This is a genomic window from Streptomyces sp. CB03234, from assembly GCF_001905885.1.
Classification (GTDB): domain Bacteria; phylum Actinomycetota; class Actinomycetes; order Streptomycetales; family Streptomycetaceae; genus Streptomyces.
Window position 1 is genome coordinate 499,186 of sequence record NZ_LIYH01000006.1, and the last position, 19,452, is coordinate 518,637.

A 19,452-nucleotide genomic window follows, 5' to 3' on the forward strand; every position below is an offset into this window, starting at 1 on the left:
ATTGCCTCGCTTCGGGACGCATCCGCGCGCGCCGGGTGTTTTCGTGGTGTTGAGCATTTCTGGGACCCCTCATCACGGAGGTGTGCACCATGGCCGACGCCGCGTCGCGGCTCACCACGCTCGCCGAGGACCTGCTGGGCGTTCCGTTCCCGGTCCGCATCCGCGCCTGGGACGGCAGTGAAGCGGGGCCGCCGGGTGCGCCCGTCCTCGTCGTACGCCACCGCCGTGCGCTGCGGCGGCTGTTGTGGAAGCCGGGGGAGCTGGGGCTCGCCCGGGCCTGGGTCGCCGGGGAACTCGACGTGGACGGTGATCTGTACGAGACGCTCGACCGGCTCGCGGGGCTCGTCTGGGAGCGCGGCGCCGACGCCAAGGACACCGTGCACGCCGTACGGGACCCCGGGCTCCGCGCCGCCGCCCGCACCCTGGTCCGGCTCGCCGGGCCGTGGCCGCCGCCCCCGCCGCCCGCCGAGGAGGTCCGCCGCCGCACCGGACCACTGCACACCAAGCGGCGGGACAAGGCGGCCATCAGCCACCACTACGACGTCGGCAACGACTTCTACGAACTGGTCCTCGGCCCGTCCATGGTCTACTCGTGCGCCTACTGGACCGAGGACGGCACCCTGGAGGAGGCGCAGGCCGCCAAGCTGGACCTCATCTGCCGCAAGCTCGCCCTCAAGGCGGGCGACCGGCTGCTCGACGTGGGCTGCGGCTGGGGCTCGATGGCCATCCACGCCGCCCGTGAGTACGGCGCCCGGGTCGTCGGCGTGACCCTCTCCACCGAGCAGGCCGCCTACGCCCGCAAGCGGATCGCCGACGAGGGCCTGACGGATTTGGTCGAGATCCGCGTCCAGGACTACCGGGACGTCAAGGACGGGCCGTACGACGCCATCTCGTCCATCGGGATGGCGGAGCACGTCGGCCAGGTCCGCTACCAGGAGTACGCCGACGACCTGTACGCCCTGCTCAAGCCCGGCGGCCGGCTCCTGAACCACCAGATCTCCCGCCGCCCCGAGAAGAACGAAGCCGCCTACCACGTCGACGACTTCATCGACCGGTACGTCTTCCCCGACGGCGAGCTCGCGCCCGTCGGCCGTACCACCGCCGCCCTGGAGGAGGCCGGGTTCGAGGTCCGGGACGTCGAGGCCATCCGCGAGCACTACGGCCTCACGCTGCGGAGCTGGGTGGCCAACCTGGAGGCCCACTGGGCCGAGGCCGCGCGGCTCACCTCACCGGGCCGGGCGCGCGTCTGGCGCCTGTACATGGCCGCCTCCGCCGTCTCCTTCGAACGCAACCGCATCGGGGTCAACCAGATCCTCGCCGTACGCACGCCCGAGGACGGCGCCTCCGGGCTGCCGCTGCGGACCCGCGAGTGGACCGAGCGCGGAGGCCGCTGACACACCGAGGGCCGGGCTCCCGCGAACGGGAACCCGGCCCTGCCTCTTCCGGGGGCGCTACTCGGCCTTGATGGCGTTCAGCATGTTCAGCCTCGCCGCGCTGCGCGCCGGCCACATCGCGGCCAGGACACCCACCAGGGCCGCCAGGAGCAGGAAGATCCCGATCCGGTCCCATGGGACGACCAGCGCGTACCCCGGCAGGCTCGACTTGATGGTCTGGCCGATCGCCCAGCCCAGGAACGAGCCGAGGCCGATGCCGACCACCGCGCCGAAGACCGAGATGACCACGGCCTCCAGCCGCACCATCCGCTTCACCCGGCGGCGGTCCAGACCGATCGCCCGCAGCATGCCGATCTCCTGCTGCCGCTCGAAGACGGACATCGCCAGGGTGTTGACGACGCCGAGCACCGCGATGAGCAGGGCCATGGCCAGCAGGCCGTACATGACGTTCAGCATCATGTTGATGAAGCCGCCGAACTGGTCGCGGATGTCCTTGTGGTCCATCACGCTGATCGCCGGATTCTCACCCAGGGCGTTGATCAGGGCCTTCTCGTTCGCCGCGCTCTGGCCGCCGTCCATCTTCACGAAGATCTGCGGAATGAACGGCTTCGTCTCGTGCGGGGCGACGACCTTGGTGTCGACCAGGACCGGCGACAGGAACTCGCTGTCCTTGTAGATCGCGCCGACCGTCAGCCTGCCCTTCTTGTCGTCGTTGAAGGTGACCGGCAGGGTGTCGCCGACCTTCCAGCCGCGCTTGCTGGCCGTCTTCTCGGCGACCGCCAGCTGTCCCTCGCCGAGCGAGTCCAGCGAGCCGCCGACCACCTCGACGTTGAGGACCCGCTCGATGTCGCCCGGAGTGATGGCCGACGCGGACACCCAGTTGTCGCCGACGTCGAAGGACGTGGACTGCTGGGGTGAGACCGCCGTGACGCCCGGCGCCTTCTCCAGCGCGGTGAGCGCGGACCGGTCCAGGTCGCCGCCACTGGCCATGGTGACCATGTAGTCGGCCTTGATCTGGTCCGTGGTCATCTTGTCGATGGCCGTGCCGACGGTGACACCCAGCACGGACAGGCCGGTGACCAGCGTCAGGCCGATGGCCAGGGCGGAAGCGGTGGCGCCGGTGCGGCGCGGGTTGCGGACCGCGTTCTGGCCGGCCAGCTTGCCGGACACCCCGAAGGCGCGCACCAGCAGCGGGCGTACGAGGGCGATGACCGGGCGGGACAGCAGCGGGATGAGGACGATCACGCCGATCAGCGCCAGGAACGCGCCGAGGGCGATGATCCAGCGGCCGTCCGAGCCCATCGCGGCACCGCCCAGGACGGCGCCCGCGCCGAGGGCGGTCAGCCCGCCGCCGATGGAGTTGCGTACGACGAGGGACTTGGTCGTCGCCACCGCGTGGACGCTGCTCATCGCGGCCACCGGCGGGATCTTCGCGGCGCGGCGGCCGGGCAGCCAGGCGGCGAACATGGTGATCAGCACGCCGACACCGAACGCGGCGATCACCGGCGTCATACCGATGACGAGCGGACCGCCGGGCACCTTCATGCCGAACGCGGCCATGCCGGAGCGCAGCCCCACGGCCAGCCCGACACCGAGCACCAGACCGACGGCGGAGGCGACCAGGCCCACCACACCGGCCTCGGCCAGCACCGACCGGGTGATCTGCTTGCGGGAGGCACCGACGGCGCGCATCAGCGCCAGCTCCTTGGTGCGCTGCGCGACCAGCATGGTGAAGGTGTTGGCGATCAGGAAGACCCCGACGAACAGGGCGATGCCCGCGAAGCCGAGCAGGATCTGGTTGAGGCTGCTCAGCCCCTCCTCGATCTCCCTCGCCTGCTCGTCGGCGAGCGCGGCGCCCGTCTGGGCCTGTGCGTTGTCCGGGATCAGCGGTTCCACGGCGGCGCTGATCTTCGCGTCGTCGGCGCCGGGCGCGGCGGTGACGGTCAGCTCCTTGTAGTAGCCCGGCTTCAGGTAGAGCTTCTGGGCGACGGAGGTGTCGAAGAGGACCAGGCTGCCGCCGGCGCTGACGGCGCCGTCCTCGGTGGTGAACACACCGGTGAGGGTGTACTCCTTGACCGGCCCGTTCGTGGCGACCCGCACCCGGTCGCCGACCTTGTACGCGCCCTTGGCGGCGGTGTCCTTGTCGAGCGCGATCTGGTCGTCCTTCACCGGGCCGGAGCCGTCGGTGAAGTCGTACGCGGCGTCCTTGCCGTCCTCGCCGGGGGCGAAGTTGGCGCCCCTGTTGGACCAGCCGACGCCTATCAGCTTGCCGTCGGGGTCGGCGACCCCGGCGAAGCCGTCCACCCGTCCGGTGACGGAGGCGACCCCGTCCACCTTCGCGACCTTGCCGAGGGTCTGCTGGGAGAGGCCGGGCTCCTGCTTGGCGTCGGTCTCGTCGGCGTACGAGGTGACGGCCACCGCGACGTCGTCGTAGCTCTTGGCGGACTGGTTGCGGAAGGCGTTGGAGAGGGTGTCGGTGAAGACCAGGGTGCCGGAGACGAACGCCACGCCGAGCATGACGGCGAGCACGGTCATCAGCAGCCTGGCCTTGTGCGCGAGCACATTGCGCAAGGCGGTACGGAACATGAGGTGTGAGTCCTGGGGGTGAAGGGGAACGGCGGGAACCCGGGGCGACCGGGAACGACCTGCGACGACCCGGGGGCGCCTGATCTGGCGCGGCCGGTCCGGGTGGTCCTGGAGGTCCGGGTGGTCCGGGTGGTCCGGGGCGGGCCCGGATGGGGCGGGCGCCCCGCGGGGCGTCAGCTCGTGCGGCCCTTGGCGTCGAACTCCTTCATGCGGTCGAGCACGCCGTCCGCCGTCGGGCGCAGCATCTCGTCGACGATCCGGCCGTCCGCGAGGAAGATCACCCGGTCCGCGTAGGAGGCGGCCACCGGGTCGTGGGTGACCATCACGACGGTCTGTCCCAGTTCGCGTACCGAATTGCGCAGGAAGCCCAGCACCTCGGCGCCGGAGCGGGAGTCGAGGTTCCCGGTCGGCTCGTCACCGAAGATGATCTCGGGGCGGGAGGCCAGCGCGCGGGCCACGGCGACGCGCTGCTGCTGGCCGCCGGAGAGCTGCGCGGGCCGGTGGCCGAGCCGGCCGGACAGGCCCACCATGTCGATGACCGTGCGCACCCACTCCTTGTCGGGCTTGCGGCCCGCGATGTCCATGGGCAGCGTGATGTTCTCCTGGGCGGTCAGCGTCGGCAGCAGGTTGAACGCCTGGAAGATGAAGCCGATCTTGTCCCGGCGCAGCTGCGTGAGCTGCTTGTCCTTGAGGGAACCCAGCTCGGTGTCACCGATGCGTACCGAACCGCTGCTGAAGGTGTCGAGCCCGGCCACGCAGTGCATCAGCGTCGACTTGCCGGAGCCCGAGGGGCCCATGATCGCGGTGAACTCGCCCTGGTGGAAGTCCACCGTGACCCGGTCCAGGGCGACCACCTGGGTCTCGCCCTGTCCGTAGACCTTGGACAGATCCGTGGCGCGGGCGGCTACCGCGGTGGCGCGGTAAGCGGTGGGGGTGGTGGTCACGAGGGGGCTCCTGTCGAGGACTGTTCTTCGAGGACCTGTCCATCGTCATCGCCGACCACCCCGCCGGGCGTCCGTCCGCATGCCCGTATCCGGGGCAGCCTGGAGTCGGACCGGGGGGCGCGCCCCTCCTCCTGAGGTATGACGGGGCCCCTGAGACCCGCTCCGGGAGGCCGGAAGCCCCCGCTCCGGAAGCCGGGGACACCCGCCCGGTTCACCGACCGGGTGACACCGGGCGGCGACTTTCCGTCATTCCTTTGCATGGATCTTTGCGGCCGGAAGCCCCGGGAGGCTGCTGTGTGGCGCCGTTCACCTGCACTGACGCACCCTCAAGCGTCAATAAAATAAGACAACATCGGGCCATCGTTCCGCTGTTCGGGGGACGCGCCCCGATAGGCTCATGTGCCAACGCGGGGCCGCGGGGTAACGCCCGGATGGTGGAATGCAGACACGGCGAGCTTAAACCTCGCTGGCCTTCGGGCCGTACCGGTTCGAGTCCGGTTCCGGGCACTCCCGAGCTTTCTGGCGGGAGCGGTCCCACAAAAAACCGGACGACCGTCAGGAACCGGCCACGGGGTTGGTGTGACGGGAGTGAAAGATCCTCCCCGAGCACTAGGGTGTTTCTTTTGCTTGCCCATTACTCTTGTCTCAAGGCCGCGCACGGCGGCCATGGAGGAGTGAGATGAGGAGCAGCAACCCGGTCTTCTCGCGACGGGGGTTCAGCCGCGACAACGGCTATGCGGGCTTCAACGCGCAGCAGCCGCAGGCCGGGGGCCCCGCCGCTGGAGCGAACCCGTACGCGACGAACCCGTACGCCACCAACCCGTACGCCCCGCAGGACGCCCAGCTGGGCGCCCCCGCACAGGCCCCGGCACGCCCGGGCGCGATGACCATCGACGACGTGGTGTCGCGCACCGCGATCACGCTCGGTACGGTCTTCGTCACCGCGACGCTCGCCTGGTTCCTGCTGCCGGTCGACCCGGCGAACCTGGGCAAGTCGTATGGGATCGGTATCGGCGCGGCCCTCGTGGCCTTTGTCTTCGCGATGATCCAGTCCTTCAAGCGCAAGGCGTCGCCTGCGCTGATCCTGCTGTACGCGGCCTTCGAGGGCGTCTTCCTCGGCGTGATCTCCAACGCCGTGTCGACGTACGTCTCGCCGGGCGTCGTCCCGCAGGCGGTGCTGGGCACGATGGCCGTCTTCGCCGGCGTGCTCATCGCGTACAAGATGCGCTGGATCCGCGTCACCCGCCGCTTCTACGGCTTCGTGATGGCGGCCGCGCTGGGCTTCATCCTGCTGATGGCGGTGAACCTGCTGTTCGCCGTGTTCGGCGGCGGTGACGGTCTCGGCTTCCGCAGCGGCGGCCTCGGCATCCTGTTCGGCGTCATCGGCATCATCCTGGGTGCGTGCTTCCTGGCCCTGGACTTCAAGCAGGTCGAGGACGGCGTCACCTACGGGGCTCCGCGCGAGGAGTCGTGGCTGGCGGCCTTCGGCCTCACCCTGACGCTGGTGTGGATCTACCTGGAGTTCCTGCGGCTGCTGTCGATCCTGCAGGGCGACGACTGATCGATGTGACCGTACGAAGGGCCCGTCCGGCGACCGCCGGACGGGCCCTTCGGCGTTGTCGTCCGACTGTCAGAGCAGCTTGCGGGCGGCCCGCCTCAGGTCGTACTCGTGGATGATCGCCTTGGCGTGCCCGTAACTGAGGTTGTGCTCGCCCCGGAGCCAGCTCACCTTCTCCTCGAAACGGACGAGGGAGGGGCCTTCCTCGACGGTGCGAAGCCATTCGGACACTTGCCGGCCTGTGCAGTGGGGAATGCGGGAGAGCAGATTTCGATGGGTCTCTTCGGAGAAGACTTGGGACATCGGCGCCTCCGGACGCTTTGCGCGTGTGCTCCTTCACGTCACCGTGCCTGAGCGTTCGCCCGTTGGCAACAGTCCCGTCGCGGCGCGTAGGGTCGCGGCGTGCTCGATACGACAGAACTGACCGCCGCCGTCGAACGCCTCGCCGACCGGCTTCGGGCCGCGCCGCAGAGCCGGCTCCAGCGGGGTGCGGCGGCCGAAGCGCTGGCTCTGGCCAGGGAGTTGGCACTGCGGGCCCAGCGGCTGGAGGCACCGGACGTGCCGCCGCGGACCATGCCGGACGCCGGGCTGTTCGCGGTCGCGGACCAGCTTGTGGTGGCCTGCAACGATTTGGCGGAAATTCTGCGAACGGCCCCGGCCGGCTCCCCGCTTCAGCGGGAGCTGGACGAGGCCGTGTCTGCGGTCCGGCGGGCTACAGCGACGCTATGACGCGGTCGGCGAGGATGTAGACGTTCTCGGCGCCGCCGTCGCTGCCGCACGAGAAGGTCAGCGCGTACGCGCCGGACACCCCCGAGCCGCCGAGCAGGACGGGCGTCTCACCGTTGCGCAGCGCGTCCGCGAGGCGCTCGGCGGTCTCCCGGTGGCCGGGTGTCATGCACAGGGTCGTGCCGTCGGCGAAGACGTACACATCCAGCGTGCCCAGGGGCCCGGGCCGTACGTCGGTGAGCGCCGTACGGGTCTCGGCGAGCTCCTCCAGGCGGGCCACGGTGCGCTCGTGGTCGGTGACGACGGGCGTCTGGACCGGCACGAAGTCGGGGTGCGAGGGGTGCCGGCGGCGGGCGGCGGCCAGCTCGGGGGAGTCCTCGGGGTACGGGTGGTCGGTGATGCCGGGAAAGTCGGGCAGCTCGGCGAGGGCGTCGAGATCGTCCAGGGCGTCGGCGTACTCGGCGTACTCCTGAGCCATGTCGGCCTCCAGGCCCGCGAAGTCCGCCTGGCGCGGCACGAAGAACTGCCCGTCCTCGGCCCCCGCCCCGGCCGCCGCGTGCCCGCCCAGCAGGCCGCCGGGGCCGTCGTGGGCGTCCCGCGCCTCCTGGGCGGCCCAGAACGCCCGCGCCTCGGCCAGCTCCCGCTCCCGCTCCTCGGCGAGCGCCTCGGCGACGGCCGCGCGTATGTCCTCGGCGGCGCGGGCGTGGGGGACGGTCGGGGTACGGCCGGCGGCATCCGCGGCGGCGAGCTCCGTGCGCAGCGCGGTGACCTGCTTGCGCAGCCCGTGGGCGGCGTGCAGGGCAGCGGCGCCCACGGCCGTGGCGGCGGCCGTGGTCAGCAGCAGGGCGAGAGACATGGCGCTCACTGACTTACTCCCGGTTTCAATCGATCCCCCGCACTTCCTACATCAGCTTGTCCTGCTCCCGCGCCCCCTGTCAGTGCATTACGTCACGAAATGGACAGGTCTTTTGCCTCGTGGTTTAACCGGAAAGATGGGCTGACCTGCACAAACGAATCTCCCCCGGGAGATAGGTCACATCCTGGGGGAGATTCGGTCACGGCTGGGACGCGGAGGGGTTGGCCGAGCCGCTCGCCTCTTGTGGTCGCGTTCCGCTTCGCTACCGCTGCGGGCAGGTGCCGCCCGCTTCGTTCCTCAGGCGACCCCTACCCTCCGCCACAGCTCAGCTCAACCGCTCGATGACCATGGCCATGCCCTGGCCGCCTCCGACGCACATGGTCTCCAGGCCGAACTGCTTGTCGTGGAACTGGAGGCTGTTGATCAGCGTGCCGGTGATGCGGGCGCCCGTCATGCCGAAGGGGTGGCCGACGGCGATGGCGCCGCCGTTGACGTTCAGCTTCTCCAGCGGGATGTCCAGGTCGCGGTAGGACGGGATCACCTGCGCGGCGAACGCCTCGTTGATCTCGACCAGGTCGATGTCACCGATGGTCAGCCCCGCGCGCTTGAGGGCCTGCTTGCTGGCCTCGACCGGCCCGTAGCCCATGATCTCGGGCGACAGGCCCGAGACGCCCGTGGACACGATCCGGGCGAGCGGGGTCAGGCCCAGCTCCCGCGCCTTGGTGTCGCTCATGATGACGAGCGCGGCGGCGCCGTCGTTGAGCGGGCAGCAGTTGCCGGCGGTCACGAGCCCGTCGGGGCGGAAGACCGGCTTCAGTCCCTGGACGCCCTCCAGCGTCACGCCGGCGCGCGGCCCGTCGTCCTTGGAGACCACGGTGCCGTCGGGGGTGGTGACCGGGGTGATCTCCCGCTCCCAGAAGCCGTTCTTGATGGCCTCCTCGGCGAGGTTCTGCGACCGTACGCCGAACTCGTCCATGTCCTGGCGGGTGACGCCCTTCAGGCGCGCCAGGTTCTCGGCGGTCTGGCCCATAGCGATGTACGCGTCGGGCAGCAGCCCGTCCTCGCGCGGGTCGTGCCAGTCGGCGCCCTCCTGCTGGGCGCGGGCGGCGGTGCGGGCCTCCGCCTCGGCGAAGACCGGGTTGTGCGTGTCGGGCAGGCTGTCGCTGTTGCCCTTCACGGACCGGGACACCATCTCGACACCGGCGGAGATGAAGACGTCGCCCTCGCCCGCCTTGATGGCGTGCAGGGCCATGCGGGACGTCTGGAGCGACGAGGAGCAGTACCGGGTGATGGTGCAGCCCGGCAGGTGGTCCATCCCCATCTGCACGGCGACGATCCGGCCCAGGTTGTGCCCCTGCTCGCCACCGGGCAGGCCACAGCCGAGCATCAGGTCGTCGATGTCACGCGGGTCGAGCTCGGGCACCTTGGCGAGCGCGGCCTGGACGATCGTGGCGGTCAGGTCGTCCGGCCGCAGGTCCTTCAACGAGCCCTTGAAGGCCCGCCCGATGGGGGAGCGGGCGGCTGAGACGATCACGGCTTCGGGCATCACGGCTCCAGAGGGGCGAGGGGCAGGACTGAGAGGGAAGTTACCCGTACGTATGGCCCAGGTCACCGGGGCGGGCGTGTGATGCGGACCGCATTTCTAAGCGCTCGCTCAGCCCCTGCGGCCCCGCCCACACCCGGCACCTGCCCGAAACCAGCGCGTTCACCCCCTGGCGGGGGGCTTCAGGGCCCACTTCCCGAACCGGGGCTCCGCCCCGGATCCGGGGGTGTGCGCGGGGGCTGACGCCCCCGCACCCCCAGCGCGGCAGCTTCGCGCCGCGCAGGTGCCGGGTGCCTCGGCTCGGCCCCGAAGGGGGACGCGCCCCACGGAGCGGACCCCAACGGCACGCCCCGCGCTTGGGCAACCCCCGCAGGGCGCACCCCGCGCACCGGCAACCCCGCGGGGCGTACCCCGCGCGCGGGCGCGCCCCGCCGGGGCGGCGGCCGGCCCCGGGTGTGGGCCTGGGCCAGGCCACGGCACGCCCCGCGCACGGGCGACCCCCGAACCGCGCGCCCCGCCGTGGGGCGGCGGCCGGACCGGGGCGTGGGCCCGGTGCAGGCCCACGGTGCGCCCGCGTATGGGCACCCGCCCGAACCGCGCGCCCCGCCGGGGCGGCGGCCGGCCCGGGGGCATCCGCCCGGAGGGCGCGCCCACCCGGCGGGAGGGTCAGGGGTGGGCGTCGCGGAGAGGGGCGGGGTCCTGGACCGAGGGGAGGCGGCGACGGCGGCGGTGCTTGAGCAGGGCCCACGGCGCGCGGGCGCCCGTGACCTCCGTACCGGCTTCCTCGACCGCCTCCGCCGCGGCCTTCGCGACCGGCAGCATGCCCTCCCGGCGGTCCGCCTCCAGCCGGTCCGCCTCCGGCCACACGCCCAGCACCGCGCACACGGTCGGCAGCACGGCCATCGCCGCCGTCGCGTACCCCTCCGCCGACGGGTGGTAGTTGTCCGCCCCGAACATCTCGCGCGGGTTCGCCGCGAACTCCGGCCCCAGCAGGTCGCCCAGCGACACCGTGCGGCCGCCCTGCTCCACGACCACGATCGTCTGGGCGGCGGCCAGCTGGCGCGAGGCCCGCCGCGCCAGCCACCGCAGCGGCTGGTACACGGGCTCGATGGTGCCCAGGTCGGGGCACGTGCCGACCACGACCTCCGCGCCCGCCGTACGCAGCCGGCGCACGGTCGTCGCCAGGTAGCGCACCGACTCCGTGGGCGACATCCGGTGCGTCACGTCATTCGCCCCGATCATGATCACGCACACGTCGGGGATCCGCCCCGGATGGGCCAGCAGCAGGGTCACCTGGCGTTCCAGGTCGTCGGAGCGCGCCCCGGGAAGGGCGACGTTCCGCAGCTCCACGGGGCGTTCCGCGACCGCCGCCAGCCCCGAGGCGAGCAGCGCGCCGGGCGTCTGGCCCGCCCGGCGCACTCCCTGCCCCGCAGCCGTCGAATCACCCAGGAGGGCGAGCCGCAGGGGCTCGGCAGCGCCTTCGTACCCCCGGCCGTACAGCCCGTCGGCCGCCGGTGGCAGCGGCGCCACACCACCGCCCACCGAGCGCTTCGCCAGCTGCACCTCGGCCAGCAGCACCCCGACCGCCGCCACCCCCAGCAGCCCGATGCCGCCGCCCCCGTACGCCGCGCCGGCGGCGATCCGCCGTGCCACCCTCGCCCTCGACATAGGGGCAGCCACCTCCTCGTTGCCGTACAAGAGCTAACTGCCCCGTAACCGCCTCCGACTACGCATACGCTGGCTGGACCATTACGGAGACCCCGGAGACTACGGTGCAATACCACGACTCGATGATCAGCCTCGTCGGCAACACCCCGCTGGTGAAGCTCAACAGTGTGACCGAGGGCCTGCAGGCCACCGTCCTGGCCAAGGTCGAGTACTTCAACCCCGGCGGTTCGGTCAAGGACCGTATCGCCCTGCGTATGATCGAGGCGGCGGAGGAGAGCGGCGCTCTGAAGCCCGGCGGCACCATCGTCGAGCCCACGTCCGGCAACACGGGCGTCGGCCTCGCCATCGTGGCCCAGCAGAAGGGCTACAAGTGCATCTTCGTCTGCCCCGACAAGGTCTCGACCGACAAGATCAACGTCCTGCGGGCGTACGGCGCCGAGGTGGTCGTCTGCCCCACGGCCGTGGACCCCGAGCACCCCGACTCCTACTACAACGTCTCCGACCGCCTCGTCCGTGAGACGCCGGGCGCCTGGAAGCCGGACCAGTACTCCAACCCGAACAACCCCCGTTCGCACTACGAGACCACCGGTCCCGAGCTGTGGGACCAGACCGACGGAAAGATCACCCACTTCGTCGCCGGCGTCGGCACCGGCGGCACCATCACCGGCACCGGCCGCTACCTGAAGGAGGTCAGCGGCGGCAAGGTCCGCATCGTCGGCGCCGACCCCGAGGGCTCCGTCTACTCCGGCGGCTCCGGGCGGCCCTACCTCGTCGAGGGTGTCGGTGAGGACTTCTGGCCCACCGCGTACGACCGGACCGTCACCGACGAGATCGTCGCCGTGTCCGACAAGGACTCCTTCCAGATGACCCGCCGCCTCGCCAAGGAGGAGGGCCTCCTGGTCGGCGGCTCCTGCGGCATGGCCGTCGTCGCGGCGCTGCGCGTCGCCGAGGGGCTCGGCCCCGACGACGTCGTGGTGGTCCTCCTCCCCGACAGCGGCAAGGGCTACCTCTCCAAGATCTTCAACGACGAGTGGATGGCCGACTACGGCTTCCTGGAGGAGTCCGGCCCGTCCGCCAGCGTCGGCGACGTCCTCCGCCACAAGGAGGGCGACATCCCCAAGCTCGTCCACATGCACCCCGAGGAGACGGTCGGCGAAGCCATCGACGTCCTGCGCGAGTACGGCGTCTCCCAGATGCCCATCGTCAAGCCCGGCGCCGGTCACCCCGACGTCATGGCCGCCGAGGTCGTCGGCTCGGTCGTCGAACGGGAGTTGCTGGACGCCCTGTTCACCAAGCGCGCCTCCCTCGACGACCCGCTCGACAAGCACATGAGCCCGCCGCTGCCCCAGGTCGGCTCCGGCGAGCCGGTCGCCGACCTGATGTCCGTACTGGGCACGGCCGACGCGGCGATCGTGCTGGTCGAGGGCAAGCCGACCGGTGTGGTGAGCCGTCAGGACCTGCTCACCTTCCTCGCGAAGGACGGCAAGTAGCCACAAGGGAACGCCGCTTCGCGAAATCGGTACGAGCACGACATGTGGCGGCAGCACCCACTTAACACGCGTCAGGCATCGTTGTCTGTGTCGGCGCCACGGACCTCCGGAGCGGCTCCCGGACCTCCAGACGCGCCGCGGACGCGGAGACCGGCCCTGACCCGGGCCCGTGTCCCTCGCGGGGACCGCCGTCGTCCCGCCCCCCGGCAACGGGGGTGCGGCGGTCCCCGCGCCAAGCGTCGTTCAGGCGTCCTCGTCCCGGCGCCGCCGCCGGGATATGCCCCGCAGCGAGTGCGCCGCGTTGACGCCGACTATGCCCGTCCAGGTGACGATCAGGCCCTCCAGGCCGGCGTTCACGACGCCGATCGCCGAGAGCGGGACCGCGAGGATCAGCGAGACGATGGCGAAGCCGAAGCGCTCGCCGAAGTTCTCCCCGACCGGCGGGCCGCCGCCCAGGCCGCCGCCCAGGCCGCCGCCCGGGCGGGCGCCCCGGGCGACGATCATCTGCTGCTCGGCGACCTGGCGGCGGACGCGGCGCTCGACCGTGGCGTCCAGGCGCTGCTCCACCTTTTCCAGGAACGACTCGACGAGGGCCGACTCGTATTCCGTCCCCAGTTCGCGGCGCGCCTGGAGGGTGGCGTCGAGCTCCTTCTCGAGCTCCGTGTCACGGGCTTCCATGCTCGATACGGTACGGGGCCGAAGCCGCGCTGTCGGTGGGGCTAACCCCCCTCTTCATCCCCCCGCGCTCCCCCCTCGGAATCTCATGGAATCCCACGGATTCCCGCCGATACCCTTGATCCGCTTGCCCGTTCGCCCGGCGCGCACCAAGCTGTTGCGCATCCGCCAGGAACTCGCCGGAGAAGAGGTGCGGTGACCAGGATAGAAATCGCGGACCGGGTCTTTCTCGCCCTGGAATCCGCAAGCACGCCCCAGCACGTCGCCTTTCTGGCCACCTTCGCGTCACCCGGCGGCGCCGGCCCGCCGCACCACGTCCACCGGCTGCTCACCCGCCTCCGTGCCGCACCCGTCGCGGCGCCGTTCACCTTCCGGCTGCGCCACCCGGGGCGAAGGGCGTTCGCCGGCGCGTGGGACGTCCTGGACGAGCAGGACGTCGACCGGTCCCATCACGTACGCCGCTCCGCGCTGCCCACACCCGGCGGTGCGAGCGAATTGCACGACCTCGTCTCACAGCTCCACTCCCGGCCGCTCGATCTCACCCGGCCGCTGTGGGAGTGCCACCTCATCGAGGGCCTGGCGGACGACCGGTACGCGCTCTACTTCAAGGTCCACCACGCGCTCATCGACGGGCTCGGGGCCGTACGGCGCCTTCGGTACATGCTGACCGCCGATCCGCTGGACGGCGGGGTGCGGGCCCTGTGGAGCGTGGCGACCACCGACGCCGCCGAGCCGGGTGGAGCCGAGCCGGGCGGGGGCGGCGCGTCGCCGGTGGCACGGGTGCTGGCGGGTGTCGGCGCGACGATGGCCACGGGAGCCGCGGCGGGCCGTGCCGCCAGGAAGATGGTGGAGGGCGCCCTCGCCTCGGACGATCCGGCTCGCGCGGTACCGTTCGCCATACCCCGGTCCCGGGTGAACGGGGCGGTCGGACAGCAACGCCGGGTGGCCACGCGGCACTACGACTTCCAGCGTTTCCGTACGGTGGCCCACACCGCCGGCGTGACCGTCAACGACGTCCTCCTGTCCGTGTGCGGCGGCGCTCTGCGGCGGTGCCTGGCCGAGGCCGGGACCCTGCCGGAGCGCTCGCTGACCGCCGGAACCCCGGTGTCGACGCGGGCGGCGGGCGACACGGAGACCGCCAATGCCTTCGCCATGACGGTCATGAGCCTCGGCACCGACGTCGCCGACCCGCTGGAGCGGCTCCGGACGGTGTCGCGATCCAGCGGGATCGCCAAGAAGGAGCTGGGCGAACTGCCCCCGGACGCGGCCGGACTCTACGGGGCACTGTTCACCTGGCCGTTCGTCGCGCAGAACGTCCTGGGCCTGGGCGGCAGGACACGCCCCCCGTACAACATCGTCGTGTCGAACGTGCCGGGCTCACCGAAGCAGCAGTACTTCGCGGGTTCCGCGCTGGAGTCGATCCACCCCCTGGGCAGTGTCTGCCATGGGGTGCGCCTGTTCGTCGCGGCCTGTTCGTCGTCCGGGCGGCTCAATCTCGGGTTCGTCGGCGACCGCGACGCGCTTCCCTTCCTCGATGAACTGGCGGAGTACGCGAGCGACGAACTGGGCCTCCTGGAGCGGGCGCTGGACCTGGGCGGGGCCCAGCTCGCCCCCGCGGAAAAAGACCAAGTGGATTCATGAAGGGCTTCTCTCTGTGGATGTCGGTGTCGGTGGAGCGGTGACCGGGGGAACGGCTCATGGCACACCAGTGGAAACCCCCGCCTATGTGTACGATCTGTCCGCGATACGGCGCGCGCACGCGCACCTGCTGGACGCATTACCGGAATCGGCCACTCTGCTTTACTCGCTGAAAGCGAATCCTCACCCCACCGTGCTCCGGCACATCGCTTCCCTGGGGTGCCAGGCGGAGGTGAGCTCTCCCGGTGAACTGGAGGCTGCCATTCAGGCGGGATTTCCCCCCGCCGGCATTCTCTACACCGGCCCCGGAAAGCGGGACCAGGACATATCCCGGGCGATTTCGCACGGGGTCCGTCAGTTCTCCGTCGACTCCCCGTCCGCGCTGGACCAGCTGGACCGTTCCGGCCGTGCCCATCTCACCCGGCTCTCCGCGTTGCTGCGGGTCAATCCGGCTGATCCGCCGGTGGGCGCGGGCCTGGCGATGACCGGAGGCCCCTCGCAGTTCGGTGCGGACCTGTCGTGGGTGCTGGAGAAGCCCTGGATGTTCCGGAGCAGGGAGTACGCCGAACTGCAGGGCCTCCACCTCTACATGGGCAGCAACCTCCACCAGGAGGCCGCGCTGCTCGCGACGTTCGGGTACGCCCTCGATGTGGTGGAGCAGGTGGAGCAGGCGCTCGGCCGCACCCTGCCCGTGGTGGATCTCGGTGGCGGCTTCGGCGCGCCCTACGCGGTCGCCGGCGACCTGCCGCGATTCGACTCGCTCAGGGAGGAGCTCCATCGCCTGCTACGGAAGCGGCTGCCGGGCCGGCCGGAGGGGGAGCGCCGGGTCGTCTTCGAGTCGGGCCGCTATCTGACGGCCGGTTGCGGCCGCCTGCTGACCCGGGTCCTTGACGTGAAGGAGTCACGGGGGCGGCGCGTTGTCGTCCTGGACACCGGAGTCAACCATCTTGGGGGCATGTCCGGCCTCGGGAAGGAGGAACGGGTCGAACCCGGCCTCCAGCTCCACGGCACTGGCAGCGATGACGGGGACGGTACGGGGGGAACGATCGTCACCGGCCCCCTCTGTCACCCGCTGGACGTCTGGGCTGTGAACGGATCCCTTCCGGATGTGACCGTGGGCGACCTCGTCGTCGTACCGAATGTCGGCGCCTACGGCCTGCATTCCTCTCTGGCCCTGTTCCACTGCCACCCCATGCCCCTGGAGGTGGTGGTCGACGGGGAGAGGGAAGTCGACCGCAGCCGTGCCTTCCTGGGCCGCGACCGGTACACGACATGAGGGCAGTCGTTTCCGATCTCCGTGTCGTCCAGCCGGACCCCACGCTGGACGCACCCACGTACGTGGACGTGCCCGCCGCGGGCGCCTTCGTCCTGATCATGCGTGACGACACCGCGTACTGCGTCGAGCAGTTGTGCCGTCGGCTGTCCGGACGGAGCGCCGTGCCGCCCAGCGAGTTGTCCACCGCCCTGACCGAGAGCTACCGGGCCTTCCAGGACGACCTCCGCGGCGCGTTCCGTGACACGGCGTACGGGCCCAGGGGGATCGCTTTCCATGTCGTCGACGCGCACCAGCTGGAGCGGTCCGTCCGCCGCTGGGTCGGGGGCGGACCGGTGATCAGTCTCGATCCGCTGGTGGAGCGCGCCGCCCGCCCGTTGCGCGTGTCGAGGGGCTTCCTGCTCGGCGGCCGGAAGGCGCTCGGACTGGTGCCGAGGCCGGACGCCGACCCGATCGGCAGGCAGATCACCACGCTCCTGAAGGATCCGCCCGAGCACGGCTACACACTCGTCGAGGACGACGTGTCCACCGGCGCGACCCTGGCCGGCGTGATCCGTCTGCTTCAGGAAGCGGGCGTGCGCGTACGGCGCGCGATACCCGGCATCCGCCTGGCCGGTACCGCCCCGACCGGCATCCTGGGCGTCGCCGTCGACCCCGTACTCCAGTACCGGGCCGTGGGCGGCGCCGCCGCGGCGGAACGCGTCATGGAGCTGACGGATCCGAGGAACTTCCTGCTCGGCGCGTCGGGGCTGGTCGTCCGGCTGCCCGACCGGACGTGGGGACGCGCGCCGTACTGGCTCCCTTTCGTCAGCACCACGGCGCGGGTCGGCCTCGCCGCCGCGTACGAGAAGGAGTTCGCCCTCAGCATGCTGGAGGCCAACCGGCGTTTCTTCGCTCGGGCGGGGCAGGTCCTGGGGCGCACTGTCAGGGTCGCCGATCTCCATCCCGCCACTCGCCGGCTGCTGGTCTCCCTGGGCATGGCTTCCCTGTCGCGGCCCGTCTGCTCCCTACTGGAGGGGCTCGGGGTCCGGATGGACCGCTGGATCGACGTGGTCGCGGAATCCGGGGACCGCTCCGGCCTCGATGCGCCGGCGGCTGTCAGGTGACGGGGCCCGGCCAGGAGCGGTTGGATGCCGTGCTCCTCGACGTCAACGGCACGCTGGTGCCGTCACTGCCCGGGCCGCCTCCGGACGCGGCCGCCTTCGCCCCTGTCGCCCGCCTGGCGCGTCTGCTGGGCTCGGCGGGGATCCGCGTCGGTCTGTGCTCGGACTCGCCCCTCGAACAGCTCTGGGCATTCGGGCGGGTCGTCGGCCTCGGTACGCCGCCCGGCTTCCCCGTGGTCGCCGAGAACGGGAACGTGGTCGCGGTCGGCGGAGCGGTACGCGTCATGACTCCCTTCCCGGCGCGGCAGCGGATTCGTACGGAAGTGGCGGCGGTGGCCTCCGCTCATCGGCTCGTCCGGGCCGAGGACGCGACAGCGCCGGAGTTCGGCGGCGTTCCACCGGCCCGCCACGCGTGGGCCTTCGGGGCCAACCGGCGGGCGTCGGTGAGCGTGTTCGGGCCCCCGGAGTTCATCGGCGCGGCCGAACGGCACCTGACCGGCTGGGCGGTCCGCCATCGCGTCGACATGTCGGTGGAGCTCGGCCCCGACCGTACGTACCTGGGGATCCATCCCTATGCCCGTACGCGGCTGGGGAAACGCAGGGCCCTGGCACGGCTGGCGCGGGAGGAGCACCGGCACGTGCTCATGGTCGGGAATTCGCCGGCGGACTGGGTCCCGGACGCGCCGGGCGTGACGTGTGCCTTCGTGGGGGACGCGGACATCCCCGACGACGTGCGGGAAGCGGCCTGGTACGTGTCGGGGCGGGCAGGGCTGGACGGGGTCGTCGACATCCTGGACCAGGTGATCCGGCGGCGGTCACCGCTGCCGGCCGAGTAGTCGATTCATGGAGGAGATCCGCGTGTCCCGTGTCAAGGTGGGTGTCCTGGGTTGCGGAATGATCGCCCAGTTGATGCACCTCCCGTACCTCGCCGAACTGCGCGACCGATTCGAGATCGTGGCGGTGTGCGACCGGTCCGCCGACCTGGCCGAGCTGGTGGCCGAGCGTTTCCAGGTCCGGGAGACCTGCACCTCCTTGGAGGAGATGCTGGCCAAGGCCCCCGACATCGACGCGGTCGTCGTCCTCAACCTCGACCACGCGGGCCCTGTGCTGGCCGCCCTGGAACGCGGGAAGCACGTGTTCACCGAAAAGCCCCTCGGCTACACCGTCAAGGAGATCGAGGAGATGGCCGCCGCCTCGGCGCGGACCGGTGCCAAGCTGATGGTGGGCTATATGAAGCGCTACGACAGCGGCGTGCGGCGCGGCCTGGAGGAGATCGCCCGGATAGCCCGCCCCCTCATGGCGAGGATCCACATCGTCGTGGGGCCCCGGTACGGGAACTGGATCATTCCCGAGCTGGCCCGGATCGTGCGCTCCAGCAGCCCGGTACAGGAGGAGACGGACGCCCGGCGCCTCAGGGTCCTGGAGGAGTTCGGCGCCGCTCCGGAGAACATCATGGACGCCTATATGGACATGTTCGGGGTGTGGAGCCACGACATCAACGTCTACCGGGCCGCGTTCCCCGCCGCTCCCACGTCCATCAAGGCCCACTCCTCCCCGGACGGCACGGTGATGACCGCCTCACTGCAGTACGCCGACGGCTTCCAGTGCACCTTCCAGGGGGCGAGCACCTCGCTGCACCGGTTCGAGGAGAGCCTGACCGTGTGGGGGGCCGACCGTACGGTCACGCTCGACATCTCCAACCCGTTCCTGCGGCACACACCGTCGACCGTCACGGTCCGGCGGGACGAAGCCGCGTCCGGCGGGGGCCACTCCAGGGGAGCCGCCGTCGAGGAGGTCATCACCGGTTCCTACGAGGAGGCGTTCAGGGCCCAGCTCCGCCATTTCCACGCGTGCGTGACCTCTCCCGGGCTGCAGCCCCTGACGGGCGTGGCGGAAGCACTCCAGGACACCCATCTGATGATCGACATCCTGCGGGCGGCGGCCGAGAAGTCCTGATCACCGGCCGCCGGCATCCCGCCCTTGCCGGCGCTGTATATG

General features: G+C 71.2%; 16 protein-coding genes and 1 tRNA gene. 10 read left to right on the top strand and 7 right to left on the bottom strand.

All coding sequences use genetic code 11. The features are described 5' to 3' along the window. Window positions 1-89: 89 nt before the first annotated feature. Entirely contained in the window at window positions 90-1,394 is a 1,305-nt protein-coding gene (locus AMK26_RS28000) for an SAM-dependent methyltransferase (protein ID WP_073757606.1), read from the top strand. Window positions 1,395-1,451: 57 nt separating this feature from the next. Here AMK26_RS28000 and AMK26_RS28005 read toward each other — a convergent pair whose 3' ends face one another. Together AMK26_RS28005 and AMK26_RS28010 are read right to left on the bottom strand one after the other, a co-directional pair. Next, the gene (locus AMK26_RS28005; protein WP_073757608.1) at window positions 1,452-3,980 is read right to left on the bottom strand and encodes an ABC transporter permease; all 2,529 of its coding nucleotides are present in this window, start codon (window positions 3,978-3,980) and stop codon (window positions 1,452-1,454) included. A gap of 173 nt (window positions 3,981-4,153) precedes the next feature. Further along, window positions 4,154-4,924, bottom strand: coding sequence for an ABC transporter ATP-binding protein (locus AMK26_RS28010; protein ID WP_073757610.1), 771 nt, complete (start codon window positions 4,922-4,924; stop codon window positions 4,154-4,156). A gap of 425 nt (window positions 4,925-5,349) precedes the next feature. On the opposite strand from AMK26_RS28010, the gene AMK26_RS28015 reads away from it, so the two are divergent. Continuing rightward, window positions 5,350-5,431 (top strand) — tRNA-Leu (locus AMK26_RS28015). Between the two features lie 172 nt (window positions 5,432-5,603). Further along, the gene (locus tag AMK26_RS28020) at window positions 5,604-6,485 is read left to right on the top strand and encodes a Bax inhibitor-1/YccA family protein (protein ID WP_073757612.1); all 882 of its coding nucleotides are present in this window, start codon (window positions 5,604-5,606) and stop codon (window positions 6,483-6,485) included. A gap of 69 nt (window positions 6,486-6,554) precedes the next feature. Here the strand turns inward: AMK26_RS28020 and AMK26_RS28025 are convergent, their stop codons facing one another. Continuing rightward, window positions 6,555-6,785 (bottom strand): DUF4287 domain-containing protein, encoded by a 231-nt coding sequence (locus tag AMK26_RS28025; protein WP_073757614.1) that lies wholly within the window; start codon window positions 6,783-6,785, stop codon window positions 6,555-6,557. 99 nt (window positions 6,786-6,884) lie between these two features. On the opposite strand from AMK26_RS28025, the gene AMK26_RS28030 reads away from it, so the two are divergent. Beyond that, entirely contained in the window at window positions 6,885-7,211 is a 327-nt protein-coding gene (locus tag AMK26_RS28030; RefSeq protein WP_073757615.1) for a hypothetical protein, read from the top strand. Here the strand turns inward: AMK26_RS28030 and AMK26_RS28035 are convergent. The 3 genes from AMK26_RS28035 to AMK26_RS28045 all read right to left on the bottom strand — a co-directional run bounded on the left by AMK26_RS28035 (window position 7,195) and on the right by AMK26_RS28045 (window position 11,275). Next, a complete protein-coding gene (locus AMK26_RS28035; RefSeq protein WP_198944188.1) occupies window positions 7,195-8,064 on the bottom strand; it encodes a hypothetical protein in 870 nt (289 codons plus the stop codon). The genes AMK26_RS28030 and AMK26_RS28035 overlap by 17 nt on opposite strands. A 325-nt stretch (window positions 8,065-8,389) precedes the next feature. After that, window positions 8,390-9,610: an acetyl-CoA C-acetyltransferase gene (locus tag AMK26_RS28040; protein WP_073757619.1), complete on the bottom strand. Its 1,221-nt coding sequence runs from the start codon at window positions 9,608-9,610 to the stop codon at window positions 8,390-8,392. A 663-nt stretch (window positions 9,611-10,273) separates the two neighbouring features. After that, window positions 10,274-11,275, bottom strand: coding sequence for an SGNH/GDSL hydrolase family protein (locus AMK26_RS28045; RefSeq protein ID WP_241838098.1), 1,002 nt, complete (start codon window positions 11,273-11,275; stop codon window positions 10,274-10,276). Window positions 11,276-11,379: 104 nt separating this feature from the next. On the opposite strand from AMK26_RS28045, the gene AMK26_RS28050 reads away from it, so the two are divergent. Next, window positions 11,380-12,765 (top strand): cystathionine beta-synthase, encoded by a 1,386-nt coding sequence (locus tag AMK26_RS28050; RefSeq protein ID WP_073757623.1) that lies wholly within the window; start codon window positions 11,380-11,382, stop codon window positions 12,763-12,765. 243 nt (window positions 12,766-13,008) lie between these two features. Here AMK26_RS28050 and AMK26_RS28055 read toward each other — a convergent pair whose 3' ends face one another. After that, window positions 13,009-13,443, bottom strand: coding sequence for a hypothetical protein (locus AMK26_RS28055; protein WP_073757625.1), 435 nt, complete (start codon window positions 13,441-13,443; stop codon window positions 13,009-13,011). A gap of 192 nt (window positions 13,444-13,635) precedes the next feature. On the opposite strand from AMK26_RS28055, the gene AMK26_RS28060 reads away from it, so the two are divergent. From AMK26_RS28060 to AMK26_RS28080, 5 genes are all read left to right on the top strand, one after another. Next, window positions 13,636-15,081: a wax ester/triacylglycerol synthase family O-acyltransferase gene (locus tag AMK26_RS28060; RefSeq protein ID WP_073757627.1), complete on the top strand. Its 1,446-nt coding sequence runs from the start codon at window positions 13,636-13,638 to the stop codon at window positions 15,079-15,081. Between the two features lie 85 nt (window positions 15,082-15,166). Beyond that, window positions 15,167-16,354 (top strand): type III PLP-dependent enzyme, encoded by a 1,188-nt coding sequence (locus AMK26_RS28065; protein ID WP_198944177.1) that lies wholly within the window; start codon window positions 15,167-15,169, stop codon window positions 16,352-16,354. After that, window positions 16,351-17,457, top strand: a complete 1,107-nt coding sequence (locus AMK26_RS28070) for a hypothetical protein (protein WP_073757631.1) — start codon at window positions 16,351-16,353, stop codon at window positions 17,455-17,457. Before AMK26_RS28065 ends, AMK26_RS28070 begins: the two co-directional genes overlap by 4 nt. Before the next feature lie 29 nt (window positions 17,458-17,486). Beyond that, window positions 17,487-18,290: a hypothetical protein gene (locus tag AMK26_RS28075; RefSeq protein ID WP_073757633.1), complete on the top strand. Its 804-nt coding sequence runs from the start codon at window positions 17,487-17,489 to the stop codon at window positions 18,288-18,290. 22 nt (window positions 18,291-18,312) lie between these two features. After that, window positions 18,313-19,410 (top strand): Gfo/Idh/MocA family protein, encoded by a 1,098-nt coding sequence (locus tag AMK26_RS28080; RefSeq protein ID WP_158071153.1) that lies wholly within the window; start codon window positions 18,313-18,315, stop codon window positions 19,408-19,410. Window positions 19,411-19,452 lie beyond the last annotated feature (42 nt).

What these genes read in the sequence shown, in the direction of transcription:
- AMK26_RS28000 (WP_073757606.1), top strand. Translation starts at nt 90, where the DNA reads ATGGCCGACGCCGCGTCGCGGCTCACCACGCTCGCCGAGGACCTGCTG.
- AMK26_RS28040 (WP_073757619.1), bottom strand. Translation starts at nt 9,610, where the DNA reads ATGCCCGAAGCCGTGATCGTCTCAGCCGCCCGCTCCCCCATCGGGCGG.
- AMK26_RS28055 (WP_073757625.1), bottom strand. Translation starts at nt 13,443, where the DNA reads ATGGAAGCCCGTGACACGGAGCTCGAGAAGGAGCTCGACGCCACCCTC.
- AMK26_RS28035 (WP_198944188.1), bottom strand. Translation starts at nt 8,064, where the DNA reads ATGTCTCTCGCCCTGCTGCTGACCACGGCCGCCGCCACGGCCGTGGGC.
- AMK26_RS28045 (WP_241838098.1), bottom strand. Translation starts at nt 11,275, where the DNA reads ATGTCGAGGGCGAGGGTGGCACGGCGGATCGCCGCCGGCGCGGCGTAC.
- AMK26_RS28070 (WP_073757631.1), top strand. Translation starts at nt 16,351, where the DNA reads ATGAGGGCAGTCGTTTCCGATCTCCGTGTCGTCCAGCCGGACCCCACG.
- AMK26_RS28020 (WP_073757612.1), top strand. Translation starts at nt 5,604, where the DNA reads ATGAGGAGCAGCAACCCGGTCTTCTCGCGACGGGGGTTCAGCCGCGAC.
- AMK26_RS28025 (WP_073757614.1), bottom strand. Translation starts at nt 6,785, where the DNA reads ATGTCCCAAGTCTTCTCCGAAGAGACCCATCGAAATCTGCTCTCCCGC.
- AMK26_RS28005 (WP_073757608.1), bottom strand. Translation starts at nt 3,980, where the DNA reads ATGTTCCGTACCGCCTTGCGCAATGTGCTCGCGCACAAGGCCAGGCTG.